Source organism: Pseudomonas shirazica, assembly GCF_015168335.1.
In the GTDB taxonomy this organism is placed as follows: Bacteria; Pseudomonadota; Gammaproteobacteria; order Pseudomonadales; family Pseudomonadaceae; genus Aquipseudomonas; species Aquipseudomonas asiatica.
In genome coordinates this window covers 503,992-519,414 of sequence record NZ_CP063456.1, presented here as the reverse complement: position 1 = coordinate 519,414, position 15,423 = coordinate 503,992, and the positions used below count along the sequence as shown (strand labels likewise).

14 protein-coding genes and 1 pseudogene are annotated in these 15,423 nt (G+C 63.0%); 8 read left to right on the top strand and 7 right to left on the bottom strand.

The window, feature by feature from the left end:
* Positions 1-20: 20 nt before the first annotated feature.
* From IMX18_RS28325 to gpgF, 5 genes and pseudogenes are all read left to right on the top strand, one after another.
* Positions 21-989 (top strand): annotated as a pseudogene (locus tag IMX18_RS28325) (PDC sensor domain-containing protein); the annotation flags it as partial.
* A gap of 141 nt (positions 990-1,130) precedes the next feature.
* Entirely contained in the window at positions 1,131-1,895 is a 765-nt protein-coding gene (locus tag IMX18_RS28320) for a methyl-accepting chemotaxis protein (protein WP_370464237.1), read from the top strand.
* 239 nt (positions 1,896-2,134) lie between these two features.
* The gene (gpgS, locus tag IMX18_RS02390; protein WP_015271658.1) at positions 2,135-3,256 is read left to right on the top strand and encodes an N-acetylglucosaminyl phosphatidylglycerol synthase; all 1,122 of its coding nucleotides are present in this window, start codon (positions 2,135-2,137) and stop codon (positions 3,254-3,256) included.
* Complete coding sequence (gpgD, locus tag IMX18_RS02385) at positions 3,249-4,013, top strand: N-acetylglucosaminyl phosphatidylglycerol deacetylase (RefSeq protein ID WP_015271659.1); 765 nt, start codon at positions 3,249-3,251, stop codon at positions 4,011-4,013. The genes gpgS and gpgD overlap by 8 nt, the downstream gene beginning before the upstream one ends.
* Positions 4,010-5,002, top strand: a complete 993-nt coding sequence (gene gpgF / locus IMX18_RS02380; RefSeq protein WP_015271660.1) for a glucosaminyl phosphatidylglycerol flippase — start codon at positions 4,010-4,012, stop codon at positions 5,000-5,002. The genes gpgD and gpgF overlap by 4 nt, the downstream gene beginning before the upstream one ends.
* Positions 5,003-5,287: 285 nt before the next feature.
* On the opposite strand, the gene purU is transcribed toward gpgF, so the two are convergent.
* Complete coding sequence (gene purU / locus IMX18_RS02375) at positions 5,288-6,139, bottom strand: formyltetrahydrofolate deformylase (RefSeq protein WP_015271661.1); 852 nt, start codon at positions 6,137-6,139, stop codon at positions 5,288-5,290.
* A 284-nt stretch (positions 6,140-6,423) separates the two neighbouring features.
* Here purU and mvaT point away from each other — a divergent pair, with 284 nt between their 5' ends.
* Positions 6,424-6,801 carry a histone-like nucleoid-structuring protein MvaT gene (gene mvaT, locus IMX18_RS02370; RefSeq protein WP_015271662.1) on the top strand — a complete coding sequence of 126 codons (378 nt, stop codon included), beginning with the start codon at positions 6,424-6,426 and terminating at the stop codon, positions 6,799-6,801.
* Between the two features lie 85 nt (positions 6,802-6,886).
* Here mvaT and sbcB read toward each other — a convergent pair whose 3' ends face one another.
* The 3 genes from sbcB to IMX18_RS02355 all read right to left on the bottom strand — a co-directional run bounded on the left by sbcB (position 6,887) and on the right by IMX18_RS02355 (position 9,261).
* Complete coding sequence (sbcB, locus tag IMX18_RS02365) at positions 6,887-8,320, bottom strand: exodeoxyribonuclease I (protein WP_015271663.1); 1,434 nt, start codon at positions 8,318-8,320, stop codon at positions 6,887-6,889.
* A gap of 71 nt (positions 8,321-8,391) precedes the next feature.
* Positions 8,392-8,751 (bottom strand): PilZ domain-containing protein, encoded by a 360-nt coding sequence (locus IMX18_RS02360; RefSeq protein WP_003259592.1) that lies wholly within the window; start codon positions 8,749-8,751, stop codon positions 8,392-8,394.
* A gap of 123 nt (positions 8,752-8,874) precedes the next feature.
* The gene (locus IMX18_RS02355) at positions 8,875-9,261 is read right to left on the bottom strand and encodes a tol-pal system YbgF family protein (protein WP_217190088.1); all 387 of its coding nucleotides are present in this window, start codon (positions 9,259-9,261) and stop codon (positions 8,875-8,877) included.
* Positions 9,262-9,440: 179 nt separating this feature from the next.
* On the opposite strand from IMX18_RS02355, the gene pyk reads away from it, so the two are divergent.
* Entirely contained in the window at positions 9,441-10,895 is a 1,455-nt protein-coding gene (pyk, locus tag IMX18_RS02350; protein WP_013974057.1) for a pyruvate kinase, read from the top strand.
* 139 nt (positions 10,896-11,034) lie between these two features.
* Here the strand turns inward: pyk and IMX18_RS02345 are convergent, their stop codons facing one another.
* Complete coding sequence (locus IMX18_RS02345; RefSeq protein ID WP_061303721.1) at positions 11,035-11,955, bottom strand: iron-sulfur-binding ferredoxin reductase; 921 nt, start codon at positions 11,953-11,955, stop codon at positions 11,035-11,037.
* A gap of 248 nt (positions 11,956-12,203) precedes the next feature.
* Here IMX18_RS02345 and IMX18_RS02340 point away from each other — a divergent pair, with 248 nt between their 5' ends.
* Positions 12,204-13,727, top strand: a complete 1,524-nt coding sequence (locus IMX18_RS02340) for a fumarate hydratase (RefSeq protein WP_013974059.1) — start codon at positions 12,204-12,206, stop codon at positions 13,725-13,727.
* Positions 13,728-13,848: 121 nt separating this feature from the next.
* Here the strand turns inward: IMX18_RS02340 and IMX18_RS02335 are convergent, their stop codons facing one another.
* Together IMX18_RS02335 and IMX18_RS02330 are read right to left on the bottom strand one after the other, a co-directional pair.
* Positions 13,849-14,727, bottom strand: coding sequence for a carbon-nitrogen hydrolase family protein (locus IMX18_RS02335; RefSeq protein ID WP_015271665.1), 879 nt, complete (start codon positions 14,725-14,727; stop codon positions 13,849-13,851).
* Positions 14,724-15,314 (bottom strand): GNAT family N-acetyltransferase, encoded by a 591-nt coding sequence (locus IMX18_RS02330; protein WP_013974061.1) that lies wholly within the window; start codon positions 15,312-15,314, stop codon positions 14,724-14,726. Before IMX18_RS02330 ends, IMX18_RS02335 begins: the two co-directional genes overlap by 4 nt.
* Positions 15,315-15,423: the final 109 nt, after the last annotated feature.

The window sequence follows — 15,423 nt, the reverse complement described above, 5'->3', positions numbered from 1 at the left end:
TTAGCGGAACCGATTACGCCATGAACAAAAGCCTTCGTTTCAGCCACAAGATTCTTTTGGCAGCATCACTGATCGTGATACTCGCCTTCAGCCTTTTCACGCTCTACAACGATTACCTCCAGCGTAATGCGATCCGCGAGGACCTCGAGAACTATCTGGCTGAAATGGGCGCTTCCACTTCGACCAATATCCGCAACCTGTTCGAAGGCCGTATCAAGCTGGTGGAAAACCTGGCACAGAACATAGCCCAGGACCCGACCAACGCCGAAACCCTGATGGGCCAGAATGCGCTGATCTCGAGCTTTCTCACGGTTTACGTGGGCAAGGTCGACGGTGGCTTCAGCGTGCGTCCTGACACGAAGATGCCTGACGGCTACGACCCACGTATCCGTCCCTGGTACAAGGACGGCATGAACGCCGCAGGCCCGATCCTGACCGAGCCATACATCGACATGGCCACCAACAGGATGGTAATCGGCATCATCAACAAAGTGTCCGGCAGTGTCGGTGTCGTCGGTGGCGACCTGGCCCTGGACGGCCTGGTGCAGATCATCAACTCGCTGAACTTCGGCGGCATGGGCTATGCCTTCCTGGTCAACGATCAAGGCAAGATCTTGGTGCACCCGGACAAAGACCTGGTGATGAAGTCGCTGTCGGACCTGTTCCCGCAGCACACGCCGAAACTGAGCGGTGAGCTGACCGAAGTGCAGAGCGACGGCCAGACCCGCCTGCTGACCTTCACCCCGATCACCGGCCTGCCGTCGGCCAACTGGTACATCGGCCTGTCGGTGGACAAGGACAAGGCCTTCTCGATGCTGAGCACCTTCCGCACGTCAGCGGTGATCGCCACGCTGGTGGCGGTGGTGATCATCATCGGCCTGCTCGGGCTGCTGATCCGCGTGCTGATGCAGCCGCTGCACACCATGACCCGTGCCATGGAAGATATTGCCGAGGGTGAAGGCGACCTGACCAAGCGCCTGCGCATCCACAACCATGACGAGTTCGGCATCCTGGGCAGCGCCTTCAACCGTTTTGTCGAACGTATACACAGTTCGATCCGCGAAGTGTCCTCGGCCACCGAGCAGGTCAACGAAGTTGCCCTGCGGGTCATCAGTGCCTCGAACTCGTCGATGACCAACTCCGACGAACAGTCCAACCGTACCAACAGCGTGGCCGCCGCCATCAACGAACTGGGCGCCGCCGCCCAGGAAATTGCCGGCAACGCCGCCCAGGCCTCGCAGCACGCCAGTTCGGCGCGGTTGCTGGCCGAAGAAGGGCAGCAGGTGGTGGAACGCAACATTGCGGCAATGAACCGCCTGTCCGACCTGATCGTCACTTCCAGCGCGCACATCGAGACGCTGAACAGCAAGACCGTCAACATCGGTCAGATCCTTGAGGTGATCACCAGCATTTCCCAGCAGACCAACCTGCTGGCGCTGAACGCGGCCATCGAAGCGGCCCGTGCCGGTGAAGCCGGGCGTGGTTTTGCCGTAGTCGCCGATGAAGTACGCAACCTGGCGCACCGCACCCAGGAGTCGGCGCAACAGGTGCAGACCATGATCGAAGAACTGCAGGTCGGCGCGCGCGAATCGGTCGAGACCATGGACCAGAGCCAGCGCCACAGCCAGGACAGCATGCAGATCGCCAACCAGGCCGGTGAACGGCTGGACAGCGTTACCGTGCGCATCGGCGAGATCGACGGCATGAACCAGTCGGTAGCCACCGCCACCGAAGAGCAGACCGCCGTGGTCGAAGCGATCAACATGGACATCAACGAAATCAACATGCTCAACCAGGAGGGCGTGGAAAACCTGCAGGCCACCCTGCGCGCCTGCTCCGACCTGGAGCAGCAGGCCGGCCGCCTGAAGCACCTGGTGGGCAGCTTCCGCATCTGACAAGTGCTACTCCTCTCTTTGTAGGAGCAGCCTTGTGCTGCGAAGAGGCCAGTACAGGCATGCCTTCTCTGGCCCCTTCGCAGCACAAGGCTGCTCCTACAACGCTTGTGCAGCCTACCCTCTTCCCAACCCCACCCAACCCCGATCGAACAAACTATCCTTCTGATAGGTCAACCTTTAGGCGCGTCATCGCCGGCCCGTTAACGCCGGATGACAGACCCGAAGACGATCCCGGAGGGATGCTGATCGTGCACATCGCCGACATCACCATGTTCTACGCCCCCGCCAGTGGTGGCGTACGTACCTATCTTGATGCCAAACACCACCGCCTCGACGCCATCCAGGGCGTCCGCCACAGCTTGCTGATACCCGGTGCCAGCGCCCAGCACGCCGATGGCATATACCAGGTGCCCGCACCGCCACTGCCGTTCGGCAATGGCTACCGCTTCCCGGTACGCCTGGCCCCTTGGTGCAATGTGCTGCGCAGGCTCAAGCCCGACCTGATCGAAGTCGGCGACCCCTACCTGACCGCCTGGGCTGCGCTGGAAGCGCGGCGCAAGCTCGATGTGCCGGTAATCGGCTTCTACCATTCCGACCTGCCGCTGCTGGTCAGCAACCGCATGGGCAACTGGTTCACCCCCAATGTCGAGGCCTATGTCAGCAAGCTGTACGGCAATTTCGACCGGGTCCTGGCCCCCAGCCAGGTCATGGCAGACAAGTTGCGCCGCCTGGGCGTGCGCGATGTGCACGTGCAGCGCCTGGGCGTCGACCTGGCCACCTTCCACCCCAACCAGCGCGACCCGCAGCTGCGTGCCGAACTGGGTATTGCCGAAACCAGTCGCCTGCTGATCTACGCCGGCCGTGGCTCGCGAGAAAAGAACCTGCCGGTGCTGCTCGACTGCATGCAGCACCTGGGCCACCCCTACCACTTGCTGTTGGTGGGTTCGAACATGCCGGCCAACGTACCGCGGAACGTCAGTGTGATCGATCACTTCTGCCCGGCACCGGAAGTCGCCCGGCTGATGGCCAGCGCCGACCTGCTGGTGCATGCCGGTGACCAGGAAACCTTCGGCCTGGTCATTCTCGAAGCGATGGCCAGCGCCACGCCGGTAGTGGCCGTGCGCGCAGGTGCTTTCGGCGAAATCGTCAACGAACAATGCGGGCGCTTGTGCCGCCCCAACGATAGCCAGGCCATGGCGACGGCCGTGCAAGAGGCGTTCGAAGCCGGTGTGCGCACGCTTGGGGTACAGGCCCGTCGCCATGCCGAGCAGCACTATTCGTGGGACAACGTCGTCGCCGGCCTGCTGCAACACTACCAGGCTGTGCTCGGCCACCAGCCACAGGTACGTGCCCATGGCTGAGCCGCTACCGGCATCGCGCAGCCTGATGCTGGTGCTGCACGATGTCGCGCCCGAAACCTGGCCCGACTACCAGCCCTTCGTCCAGGCCGTCGACGCCATCGGCGGCATCCCCATGACCTGGCTGGTGGTGCCGGACTTTCACCACCGCAACCCGCTGCAACGCTCGCCTACCTTCTGCCGCTTGCTCGAACGGCGCCTGGCCCAGGGCGACGAGCTTGCCCTGCACGGCTTCTACCATGCCGACAGCGGGCCACCACCGCGCACACCCGGCGAATACTTCATGCGCCGCATCTATACCCACGAAGGGGAATTCTACGCCCTTGACCAGCAGCAGGCCCTGCAACGACTGGAGCACGGCCTGGCACTGTTCGCCCAGCAGGGCTGGCCAGTGGCAGGCTTCGTCGCGCCTGCCTGGCTGATGAGCGAAGGCACCCGCCAGGCACTGCGCCGTCTGCCGCTGCGCTACACCAGCACGCCACAGCACCTGTATCGTTTACCGGACTTCACCGCGATCAAGGCCCCAGGGCTTGTCTGGAGTGCACGCAGCGCCTGGCGCCGTGGCCTGTCACGGGTGCTGTGCGACTGGCAATGCCGGCGCTGGCGCGACGCCCAGACCCTGCGCCTGGGCCTGCACCCGGTGGACATGCGCCATCGCGCGTCCCGCGACTATTGGCTGAACACCTTGCACACGCTACTGGCACAGGGCCGAGAGCCGCTGACCAAATCCACCTGGCTCGACCGCCAGGCCAGCGTATGAACCGCCTGGCCTGGCTGGCCCTGGCACTGCTGGGTGCCATGCTGGTACCGGCACTGCTCGGTGGCAGCGAGCTGCTACCGAGGCTGCAGCGCTTCGCCCCCAGCCTCATGCTGACCCTGCTGGGCATGATCCTGCTTTGCTGGGTCATCAACGCCATCCGCTTGCGCCTGTTGCTCGGCCAGCAAGGAGCAAGGCTTGGGCGCCTGCGCAGCCTGGGTGTGGTGATGGCTACCGAGTTCGCCATCTGTACCACCCCCGGCGGCAGCGGCGGCCCCTTGACCCTGATGGCCCTGCTGGCACGTGACCGGATAGGCCCGGCGCGCAGCGGCGCGGTGTTTGCCATGGATCAGCTGAACGACCTGGTGTTCTTTTTCTGCGCGATGCTGGCTATTGCCGGTTATGCACTGTTCCACAGCCTGGGCCGCAGCCAGGAGAGCATGTTGCTGGGCAGCGCGTTGCTGCTGTGCACGGCACTGGCCGGAGTGATCGGCCTGCTGCGCTACCGGCGCACGGTGATGCGCGTGAACGGCAGGTTGCTGCGCCGCCTGGGCATGAGCCGCCAGCGCAAGCGGCGCTGGGCACGCAAACTGCTACGCTTCATCGATGCACTGGCGCAGACTTGGCGCCTGCCCAAGCGTACGCTGACCTTGGTGTTCACCCTGACCTGCGCCCACTGGGGCCTGCGCTACAGCGTGTTGTACCTGGTATTGAGGGGGTTGGGGGTAGACCTGGCGTGGATCCCCAGCTTTTTGGTGCAGATGCTCTCGCTCAGTGCCGGCCAGTTCAGCCTGCTGCCTGGCGGTGCCGGTGCCGCCGAGCTGACTTCGGCCAGCTTGCTGACGCCACTGGTGGGCAGTTCGACCGCGGCTGCGGCGATCCTGATATGGCGGGCGGTCACTTACTACTTTTATCTGCTGGCGGGTGGGCCGGTGTTTGTGTGCCTGCTGGCGCGCCCGCTGCTGGCGCGTTGGCGGCGTCAGGCGGGTTGAGCTGCTGCCAAAGTTCCGCAGCGCCGGGGAAATCGGTGCCATCGGTGTCGGCCAGGGCTTCGGGGTCGTAGCGGGCCAGGCAGCCTTCACCGAGGGTGGGTGGGGGTGAGGCGGTGGGGTTGTTGCGAGTCTTCGCCATTACGTATCCCTCAAGATTGCCGGGGGCGCTTTGCGCCCCTTTCGCCGGCAAGCCAGCTCCCACACCGACCGCATCGACCTCAAGCCATGTGCAAACCTGTGGGAGCTGGCCTGCCGGCGATGGGCTGCAAAGCAGCCCCAAGGCCGTCAATCAAAAACTACAGTCTTGTTGCCATGCACCAGCACCCGGTCTTCCAGGTGATAACGCAGGCCACGGGCCAACACCATCTTCTCCACATCACGGCCAAAGCGGACCATGTCATCGATGCTGTCGGCATGGCTGACACGCACCACGTCCTGCTCGATGATCGGGCCGGCGTCCAGCTCTTCGGTAACGTAGTGGCAGGTCGCGCCGATCAGTTTCACACCACGCAGGGCCGCCTGGTGATACGGCTTGGCGCCGACGAACGACGGCAGGAAGCTGTGGTGGATATTGATCACCTTTTCAGCATAGTCCTGGCACAGTTGCGGCGGCAGGATCTGCATGTAGCGGGCCAGCACCACCACGTCGGCGGCGTGCTCCTGCACCAGGCGCGAAACTTCGGCAAAGGCCGATGCCTTGTCCTTGGGGTCGACCGGTACATGGAAGAACGGAATACCGTGCCACTCGACCATGCTGCGCAGGTCGTTGTGGTTGGAGATCACGCAAGGGATCTCGCAGTCCAGTTCATCGGTGTGCCAGCGGTGCAGCAGGTCCGCCAGGCAGTGCGACTCGCGGCTGGCCATCAGTACCACGCGCTTTTTCTGCGCCGAGTCGGTAATGCGCCAGGTCATGGAGAACTCTTCGGCGATCGGCGCAAACGCCTCGCGGAAGGCTTCGATACCGAACGGCAGCGATTCGGCGCGGATTTCATGGCGCATGAAGAACCAACCGCTCTGCTCATCGGAGTGGTGGCTGGCTTCGTTGATCCAGCCATTGTACAAGGCCAGGAAATTACTGACTTTCGCCACGATGCCAACACGATCGGGGCAGGCGATCACCAGACGATAGGTGCGCATGAATGAGACTCCAGAACTTCGCAAAGGCGCTCATTCTAGCGGCCCGCCAGGAAAAACGCAGTATTGATCGCAGCGGCCGTGGCCTGTGTTCCTGACGAGATGCACTACCGGCATTCTCTGACAGACATGACGAAATGCAGGGTTAATTGTAAATTTTTGTTCACGTAGAGAAATGGTTGTCACAGCTTAGTTAACAGTTAATTGCCCAACAATATGTTTACTTGCGAGTATTGCCTGTCTATTATTGCCCCACACATTTCTGAACACGCATTAAGGAACACTCCATGTCCCTGATCAACGAGTACCGCGCTACCGAAGAAGCCATCAAGGAACTTCAGGCCCGCCTGGCCAACCTGTCGCAGGATGACAAGCTGAAGAAAGAACTGGAGTTCGAAGGCAAATTGCGCGCACTGATGGGCGAGTACTCCAAGTCGCTGCGCGACGTGATTGCCCTGCTCGACCCAGAGTCGAAACTGAGCAAGGCCCCTCGTGGTGCAGTCAAGACTACCGCCACCAAGCGTGCGCGCAAGGTCAAGCAATACAAGAACCCGCACAACAATGAAGTGATCGAAACCAAAGGCGGCAACCACAAGACCCTGAAAGAATGGAAAGCCAAGTGGGGTGGCGATGTGGTTGAAAGCTGGGCGACCCTGCTGGACTGATTGTCCGCACACGCCTGCTGCTTATCGCAACAAGAACGCCGGCATATTGCCGGCGTTTTTGTTTGTCCGCGTTTTGTGTCAGCGCTCAGCCAACTGCATACTGTGCCTGCAATTGCCGGGCATGTACCTGCCAGGCATCCAGCACCCGCCGCCCCGCATCGTCAGCGCCCTCCCAGGCCTGCTGCCGCGCCTGTTCGAAGTCGCCCAGCGTATTCGGCGCGCCCCACTGCGGGTCGCTCAGGCGCTGCTGGCAGAAGCTGAACCAGCGTTGCCGCTCTTCGCCGGTCAGGGTCTCGGGGAAGTTGCGTGCCCTATAGCGGAACAACAATTCAGGCAAGCGCAGGTCATCGAACATCCACTGCCCATGGCTCAACTGCGCCGGTTCCAGTGCACGAACTTGCTCGCATAAGCGGCGGTCACGGTCCCCCAGAAAACCGTCATACAACTGTTGTTCCGGGTCTTCACTCGGGGCGAAGTCTTCCTTGCCGTAGATGTGTTCCAGCTTGTCTTGCCATTGCGCCTGTTGCTCGGCCAATTCTTCGCCGCGCAATTGTAACAACGTCAAGTCCAGACCCAACCGCTGTTGATCGGCCGGGCGTAATACCGAAAGTGGCGCCACTACCGGGCAGCGATTGACCTGCACCAATTTGAGCGGCACGGGTAATTCGCCTTCGGCCAGTTCTTCATGGCGGGTATACAAACGCCGGCGTAGAACTTCAGCACTTTCCCGTAGTAACGGTAGGGTTTCCTGATGCAGGTCGCACACAATCAGTGCATTGCGATTACGCGGGTGCCAGGCCAGCGGCAATACGACACCAAGGTAATTGCGTGCCGCCGAGAAGCGCCCGGATATATGCACCAGTGGCTGCAACAAACGGATCTGCTCCATCACTTTATGCTTGCTGCGCAACTGAAACAGCCAGTCATACAACTTGGGCTGTTTTTGCCGGATCAGGCGGGCCAGGGCGATGGTTGCCCGCACGTCGGAAAGCGCTTCGTGGGCATGCCCATGGTCGATGCCATTGGCCTTGCTCAGCAGCTCCAGGCGCAGGCTGGTGCGCCCGTCCTGCTGCGGCCACTCGATGCCGTCCGGGCGCAGTGCATAGGCCGTGCGCACGATGTCGATCAGGTCCCAGCGGCTGTTGCCGCCCTGCCACTCTCGGGCATAAGGGTCGAAAAAGTTGCGGTACAGGCTGTAGCGGGTCACTTCGTCGTCGAAGCGCAGGGTGTTGTAGCCGGCGCCACAGGTACCAGGGTGCGCCAGTTGTGCGTGCACCCGGGTCATGAACTCCGCTTCGCACAAACCCTGCTCGGCCAGCAGTTGTGGGGTGATGCCAGTCACCAGGCAGGCGGCCGGGTGCGGCAGGATATCGTCGGAGGGCCGGCAATAAAGGCTGATCGGCTCGTCGATTTCGTTGAGGTCAAAGTCGGTGCGCACACCGGCAACCTGCAACGGCCGGTCACAGCGCGGGTTGATGCCGGTGGTTTCGTAGTCGTGCCAGAAAATGCTGGAGGTCACGGGGTCGTCCTGTATCGAGGTCGACCCGATTCTAGCGCGATTCCAGAAGCTGGGCCCGGGGCTCAGCAGGCTCAGGCAGATGCGTTGGCGGGGCGGAAACTGAAATAGTCGCGCAACGAACGGACGAATTCATCGTACTCGCGGGGGGCCTGCAGCAGCATGAAACCGGAATCGTAGTGCCCGGGCGTCTGGTCTTCACGGCACCACAGGCAGCTGGCGGTAAGGTTGACGAATTGATGCCCGCCACCAAGCAGCGGCAGGCGTAATTGCAGATCATAGTCGGGCCCGACCAGCACAGGTAGCTGGCTTATCAACATCAGCCCGTCTTCTGAGGCGTTACCCAGTTGGCCGATGGCCTGGCCGGTAATGCGGTTGAACACCTTGAGAACACAAGGCAGCTGATGGCGTTCGATGTGGCGCTTGTTGAACATGATCGCAAGTGCAGTCCGTATCCGATGCCAGGAATACGTGGAACTGGCGGTTGTTGTAACAACTGAGTTACAGATTAGCGCAGCGCGCGCGGCAAATCCCGTGAAATAAATCACACCTTGGTGTTAACGCCAAGGTGCGGCGGTCACCGGGCTCGCCACGGCGGCTTCGGTGCCGCGCAAATGGCCGAGTTTCTCCAGGGTCTGCAGGCGTGCCTGGGCACGATACGCGTATTCATTGCCCGGGTACTGCTGGATCAGGTACTGGTAGGTCTGCGCCGCATCCACGTACAAGGCCTGGCGCTCCAGGCACTGGCCGCGCAGCAGCGACACCTCGGGGTGGATGAACGGTCGTGCACGGCTGGTGCGGTCGACCTGCGACAGCTCGAGCATGACCCGCGCGCAATCGCCACGGTCGTAGGCACGGTAGGCATTGTTCAGGTGGTGGTCCATGGACCAGCGGGTGCAGCCGACGGCGCTGGCCGCCAGGGCTAAAACGATCAGGGCTCGCATGGGGGTCTCCTTTGATGCCAGTGTATCGGCCTTTGCCGGCAAATCTTCACACCCTTTTGCAATGATGCCCTGCCCGTTCAAATGCCACCCTGCCTCGGTCGCAGGTAGTGCAACGGAACAATGACTACAGCGAGATTCAGGAGTAGCCTTTCGCTGCGCTTCACTATAGGAGTCTGTGCATGAGCATCCGCCGTACCAAAATCGTCGCCACCCTTGGCCCCGCCAGCAACTCGCCGGAAGTGATCGAACAGCTGATCCTCGCCGGCCTGGACGTGGCACGCCTGAACTTCTCCCACGGCACTCCGGACGAGCACAAGGCCCGCGCGCGCCTGATCCGTGACATCGCCGCCAAGAACGGCCGCCATGTTGCACTGCTGGGCGACCTGCAGGGTCCGAAGATCCGCATCGCCAAGTTCGCCAACAAGCGTATCGAATTGAAGATCGGTGACAAGTTCACCTTCTCCACCGCCCACCCGCTGACCGAAGGCAACCAGGACATCGTCGGTATCGACTACCCCGACCTGGTCAAGGACTGCGGCGTTGGTGACGAGTTGCTGCTCGACGATGGCCGCGTGGTGATGCGCGTCGAGACCGCCACCGCAGATGCCCTGCACTGCGTGGTAATCATCGGTGGCCCGCTGTCGGACCACAAAGGCATCAACCGTAAAGGTGGCGGCCTTACCGCACCGGCCCTGACCGAGAAAGACAAGGCCGACATCAAGCTGGCCGCGGAAATGGACCTGGACTACCTGGCCGTGTCCTTCCCGCGTGACGCCAGCGACATGGAATACGCCCGCAAGCTGCGTGACGAAGCTGGCGGCAGCGCCTGGCTGGTGGCCAAGATCGAACGCGCCGAAGCGGTGGCCGACGACGAGACCCTCGACAAGCTGATCCTCGCATCCGACGCCGTCATGGTCGCCCGTGGCGACCTGGGCGTGGAAATCGGCGACGCCGAGCTGATCGCCATCCAGAAGAAGATCATCCAGCACGCCCGCCGCAACAACAAGGCAGTGATCGTGGCGACCCAGATGATGGAGTCGATGATCCAGAACCCGATGCCGACCCGTGCCGAAGTGTCCGACGTGGCCAACGCCGTGCTGGACAACACCGACGCGGTGATGCTGTCGGCCGAGAGTGCCGCCGGTGCCTACCCGATCGAAGCTGTCCAGGCCATGGCCCGTATCTGCCTGGGTGCCGAAAAGCACCCGACCAGCCAGAAGTCCAGCCACCGCCTGCACACTACCTTCGAGCGCTGCGACGAGAGCATCGCGCTGGCGGCCATGTACACCGCCAACCACTTCCCGGGCGTGAAGGCGATCATTGCGCTGACCGAGAGTGGCTACACCCCGCTGATCATGTCGCGCCTGCGTTCGCACGTGCCGATCTTCGCCCTGTCGCCGCACCGCGCTACCCAGGCACGTGCCAACATGTTCCGCGGCGTGTACCCGATTGCCTTCGATCCGGCCTCGCTGCCGGCCGACAAGGTGAGTCAGGCAGCGGTCGACGAACTGCTCAAGCGTGGCCTGGTGGAGCAAGGTGACTGGGTAATCCTGACCAAGGGTGACAGCTACCACACCATCGGTGGCACCAATGGCATGAAGATCCTGCATGTCGGTGATCCGCTGGTCGGTTGATCTGCTCCAAACGGGGCCGCACTGCGGCCCCATCGCCGGCAAGCCAGCTCCCACAGGTTACTGCGCAGGCCCAGGTCTGTTGCAATCCTGTGGGAGCTGGCTTGCCGGCGATGGGGCCAGCCCAGATTACACAAATGCCTCAGGCATGCTCGACAAACACATCGGCAAACACCTGCCCCCGTGGCACTCCGGCAATGAACAGCCGCCGGGCAAACCGCTCGACACTCCCCGGCGCTCCGCACACCAGCGCCACCGTCTGCCGCGATGACGGCCGCAACCCGGCCAACGCTTCATCCAGCCGCTCTGCCAGTACCAACTCGACACTCACATCCGCCATCTTGCGCAACGGCTCGGCCAGATAATGCCCAGCGTCCTCGTGCGCCACATGCATGACCCTGATTTCCCCTTGGTGCCCCTGCCGCAGAGCCTCGCGCAAGATGCCCCACAACGGCGCCAGCCCGGTCCCCGCCGCCAGCAACCACAGCGGCCGCTGTTGCCAGTCCGGGTCGTAGTGCAAGGCCCCTCCCCTGAGCTCGCCCAGGCGCAGCACATCACCCAGCTGCAAGCCACGGGCCTTGTCACAAAAGGCGCCGGGGTGCTGGCAGTCGATATGAAACTCGAGGAAATCATCTTCGCCCGGCAAGCTGGCCAAGGAGTAAGGCCGCGCCACCGCGCCATTCCACAGCACCACATGCTGCCCCGCCTGGTAACGCATTGCCCGTTCGGGCCGCAGCCGCACGCGCAGCACATCGCCGAACCAGTCCAGGGCACAGACCTGCGCCGGCAGGCCATCCTGCTGCGGGTCGAACAGCGCCACGCGCAGATCTTCGACTACCCGACACTGACAGGCCAGCCGCCAGCCCTGGGCATGCTTGTCCGGCGCCAGGGCCTCGGGCATGGCATCCAGCGGTTGCCCGCCCAGGCAGTGCACCAGGCAGGCATGGCAACTGCCGGCGCGGCAACTGTAGGGTACGTTCAGCCCGGCCTCGTTCAAGGCATCGAGCAGGTTGTTGCCGGTCGGCACCGCCCAGCGGCGCTCGCCCACGCAAAGTACGGGCATGGTCGGTCTTTCTCCACATATCACAGTGCACTTTAAGCCAAGCACGCAACGGCAGCAAAAAGGATGCCCAACCACTGCCGACCATGGTCCAGACCGACCGCAGGTGTGCCCGGCACGGATGCGCGCTATACTGCCGCGCCTTTTTCCGTCGGCCTGACCTGCCGGCGCCTTGCAAGGCGCTTCGACACGCTGGTCGGCACCGTCGAGCGCCGTAATGAATGTTCCCGTCTTTAAGAGGAGCGCGCTGCATGACCGTGATCAAGCAAGACGACCTGATTCAGAGCGTCGCCGACGCCCTGCAATTCATCTCGTACTACCACCCCGTCGATTTCATCCAGGCCATGCACGAGGCCTATCTGCGTGAAGAATCGCCTGCTGCGCGCGATTCCATCGCCCAGATCCTGATCAACTCGCGCATGTGCGCCACTGGCCATCGCCCGATCTGCCAGGACACCGGTATCGTCACCGTGTTCATCCGCGTGGGCATGGACGTGCGCTGGGACGGCGCCACCATGAGCGTCGACGACATGATCAACGAAGGTGTGCGTCGCGCCTACAATCTGCCTGAAAACGTCCTGCGCGCTTCGATCCTGGCCGACCCGGCCGGTGCCCGCAAGAACACCAAGGACAACACCCCGGCAGTGATCCACTACTCCATCGTCCCCGGCGACAAGGTCGAGGTCGATGTCGCAGCCAAGGGCGGCGGCTCGGAGAACAAGTCGAAGATGGCCATGCTCAACCCGTCCGACTCGATCGTCGACTGGGTACTGAAGACCGTCCCGACCATGGGCGCTGGCTGGTGCCCGCCTGGCATGCTCGGCATCGGCATCGGCGGTACCGCCGAGAAGGCCGCCGTCATGGCCAAGGAAGTGTTGATGGAGTCCATCGACATCCACGAACTGAAAGCCCGTGGCCCGCAGAACCGCCTGGAAGAAATCCGTCTGGAGCTGTTCGAGAAGGTCAACCAGCTGGGCATCGGCGCCCAGGGCCTGGGTGGCCTGACCACCGTGCTCGACGTCAAGATCATGGACTACCCGACCCACGCCGCTTCGCTGCCGGTGTGCATGATCCCCAACTGCGCCGCCACCCGCCACGCCCACTTCGTGCTCGATGGCTCCGGCCCGGCCGAGCTGGAAGCGCCGTCGTTGGACGCCTACCCGGAAATCGTCTGGGAAGCCGGCCCGAGCGCCCGTCGCGTCAACCTCGACGCCATCACCCCGGAAGAAGTCGCCAGCTGGAAGCCGGGCGAAACCATCCTGCTCAACGGCAAGATGCTGACCGGCCGCGATGCCGCGCACAAGCGCATGGTCGAAATGCTCAACCGTGGCGAAGAGCTGCCGGTGGACCTGAAAGGCCGCTTCATCTACTACGTTGGCCCGGTCGACCCGGTCGGTGACGAAGTGGTAGGCCCAGCCGGCCCGACCACCGCCACCCGCATGGACAAGTTCACCCGCCAGATCCTCGAGCAGACCGGCCTGCTCGGCATGATCGGCAAGTCCGAGCGCGGCCCTGCCGCCATCGAAGCGATCAAGGACAACAAGGCCGTGTACCTGATGGCCGTCGGCGGTGCTGCCTACCTGGTGGCCCAGGCCATCCGCAAGTCGAAGGTCCTGGCCTTCGCCGAGCTGGGCATGGAAGCGATCTACGAGTTCGAGGTCAAGGACATGCCGGTGACCGTCGCCGTGGACAGCAACGGTGAGTCGGTACACATCACTGGCCCTGCCCTGTGGCAGAGCAAGATTGCCCAGAGCCTGGCAGTCGAAGTGAAGTAAATCTGCTGCAAAAGCGTCACGGCCCTGCTCTTTGTAGGAGCAGCCTTGTGCTGCGAAGAGGCCTTGTGTCACCCACAGATATTTGGGTGAGCACAGGCCCATTAGCAGCACAAGGCTGCTCCTACAGGGGGCAGATCCGGTCAAACTGCTCCGGCCAGTCCCTGCGGGTAAACACCTGCCCTTCCCGCCTCACCCTCCGTACTTCCTCAAGGTCCACCTCACAGACCAGCCACTGACTAGTGGCAGGGCTCGATTCTTCACTCAAGGCCACCACCCCATCCCCCGGCATCCCATGATCCGGCGGCACGAACAGCCCTGCCCGGCCGATATTCTCGTCCAGCGCCGGCGACCAGGGCGCCAGCCCGACCGTGGGGCTCTGCAACACCGCAATCTGGTTCTCCAGCGCCCGCGCCTGGGCACCGATGCGCACCCGGTGGTAACCCGCCTCGGTGTCGGTACAGCTCGGCGCCAGGATCAGGTCGGCACCACCCTCCGCCAGGCGCCGCGCCAGCATCGGGAATTCGTTGTCGTAGCAGATCAGGATGCCCAGGCGCCCCAGTTCAGTGTCGAACACCTGCAGCCCCTGGCCCGCGGCTATGTCCCACTGCTCCCGTTCGAAACGGGTCATCATCAGTTTGTCCTGGTAGCCCAGCACACCTTGGGGGCCGAACAGCCAGGCACGGTTGCGGTAGCGCCCATCGCTGTCCAGCACCGGTACGCTACCCGGTTGAAGGTAGATACCCCAGCGCCGGGCAAGGCTCTCGCACAAGGCCCTCCAGGGTTCGATCAGCGGCTGGATACCGGCGATGGAAGCCTTCAGGTCACCCCGCTGCTCGGCACTCAGCTGCCCGCTGAGCACCAGGCCGGCGTACTCCGGCAACAGCAGCAAGCGGGCCCCCGCGTCCACCGCCTTGGCGCACAGGGCTTGCAGATGATCGGCGTAGGCCTCCCAGGTTTCATGCAGCTCGATGGCGTACTGGCAGGCCGCCAGGCGGATCATATCGGCAGTTCCTTGAGCCAGAACGACATCAGCTTGTCGGAGCTTTCCTGCTCGTCCAGGTCGCGCCAGGCGTAGCTGGTGCGCAGCGACGGGTCGTGCAGGAAGCCGCGGTTACGCCAGAAGCCATGCAACGGCTTGTAGTCCGCAGGCCGCCGCGGATGCACACCTGGCCGCTCGACCGCACAGAACGCGCAATAGTCGAACTCGGCCAGCTTGTGTGCGTAGGACTCGCGCTCGATGAAAAAGCGCACCCCCAGGCCCTGGCCACGGTACTCGGGCAGTACCACCGATTCACCAAAGTAGTACACGCTGGCCGGGTCGCGCCCCTGGGCCAGGAACGGCTGCTGGAACTCGGGGGCGACATCCACCAGCGGCAGGCCGGTGGAGGCACCGACCACCTTGCCGTCGTCCAGCGCCAGCACCACCAGGCTGCGCCCGGAGCGGGCATAAGTGGCCAGGTAGTCGGCCTCGTACTCCGGGGTGCCGTCATAAAGGTAGGGAAACTCGCGAAACACGGTAAGGCGCAGGCGAGCGAGGTCATCGATGTAAGGCGCGATAGCGGCGCCGTGCAACAGGCGTATTTCCATGCTTGGCGGTCGTTTTGTCGATGTGGATGACGCGCTCGGCTAAGCCGGGCTTGAGGGGAAACCCTATCATCCGGAGCGACGACCCGCCTTTTCCCTCCACGACAGGTAT

Excerpts from the sequence above, each read along its gene's own strand:
- IMX18_RS28320 (WP_370464237.1), top strand. The coding sequence starts at position 1,131 with ATGACCAACTCCGACGAACAGTCCAACCGTACCAACAGCGTGGCCGCC.
- gpgS (WP_015271658.1), top strand. The coding sequence starts at position 2,135 with ATGCTGATCGTGCACATCGCCGACATCACCATGTTCTACGCCCCCGCC.
- gpgD (WP_015271659.1), top strand. The coding sequence starts at position 3,249 with ATGGCTGAGCCGCTACCGGCATCGCGCAGCCTGATGCTGGTGCTGCAC.
- gpgF (WP_015271660.1), top strand. The coding sequence starts at position 4,010 with ATGAACCGCCTGGCCTGGCTGGCCCTGGCACTGCTGGGTGCCATGCTG.
- purU (WP_015271661.1), bottom strand. The coding sequence starts at position 6,139 with ATGCGCACCTATCGTCTGGTGATCGCCTGCCCCGATCGTGTTGGCATC.
- mvaT (WP_015271662.1), top strand. The coding sequence starts at position 6,424 with ATGTCCCTGATCAACGAGTACCGCGCTACCGAAGAAGCCATCAAGGAA.
- IMX18_RS02360 (WP_003259592.1), bottom strand. The coding sequence starts at position 8,751 with ATGTTCAACAAGCGCCACATCGAACGCCATCAGCTGCCTTGTGTTCTC.
- IMX18_RS02355 (WP_217190088.1), bottom strand. The coding sequence starts at position 9,261 with ATGCGAGCCCTGATCGTTTTAGCCCTGGCGGCCAGCGCCGTCGGCTGC.
- pyk (WP_013974057.1), top strand. The coding sequence starts at position 9,441 with ATGAGCATCCGCCGTACCAAAATCGTCGCCACCCTTGGCCCCGCCAGC.
- IMX18_RS02345 (WP_061303721.1), bottom strand. The coding sequence starts at position 11,955 with ATGCCCGTACTTTGCGTGGGCGAGCGCCGCTGGGCGGTGCCGACCGGC.
- IMX18_RS02340 (WP_013974059.1), top strand. The coding sequence starts at position 12,204 with ATGACCGTGATCAAGCAAGACGACCTGATTCAGAGCGTCGCCGACGCC.
- IMX18_RS02335 (WP_015271665.1), bottom strand. The coding sequence starts at position 14,727 with ATGATCCGCCTGGCGGCCTGCCAGTACGCCATCGAGCTGCATGAAACC.
- IMX18_RS02330 (WP_013974061.1), bottom strand. The coding sequence starts at position 15,314 with ATGGAAATACGCCTGTTGCACGGCGCCGCTATCGCGCCTTACATCGAT.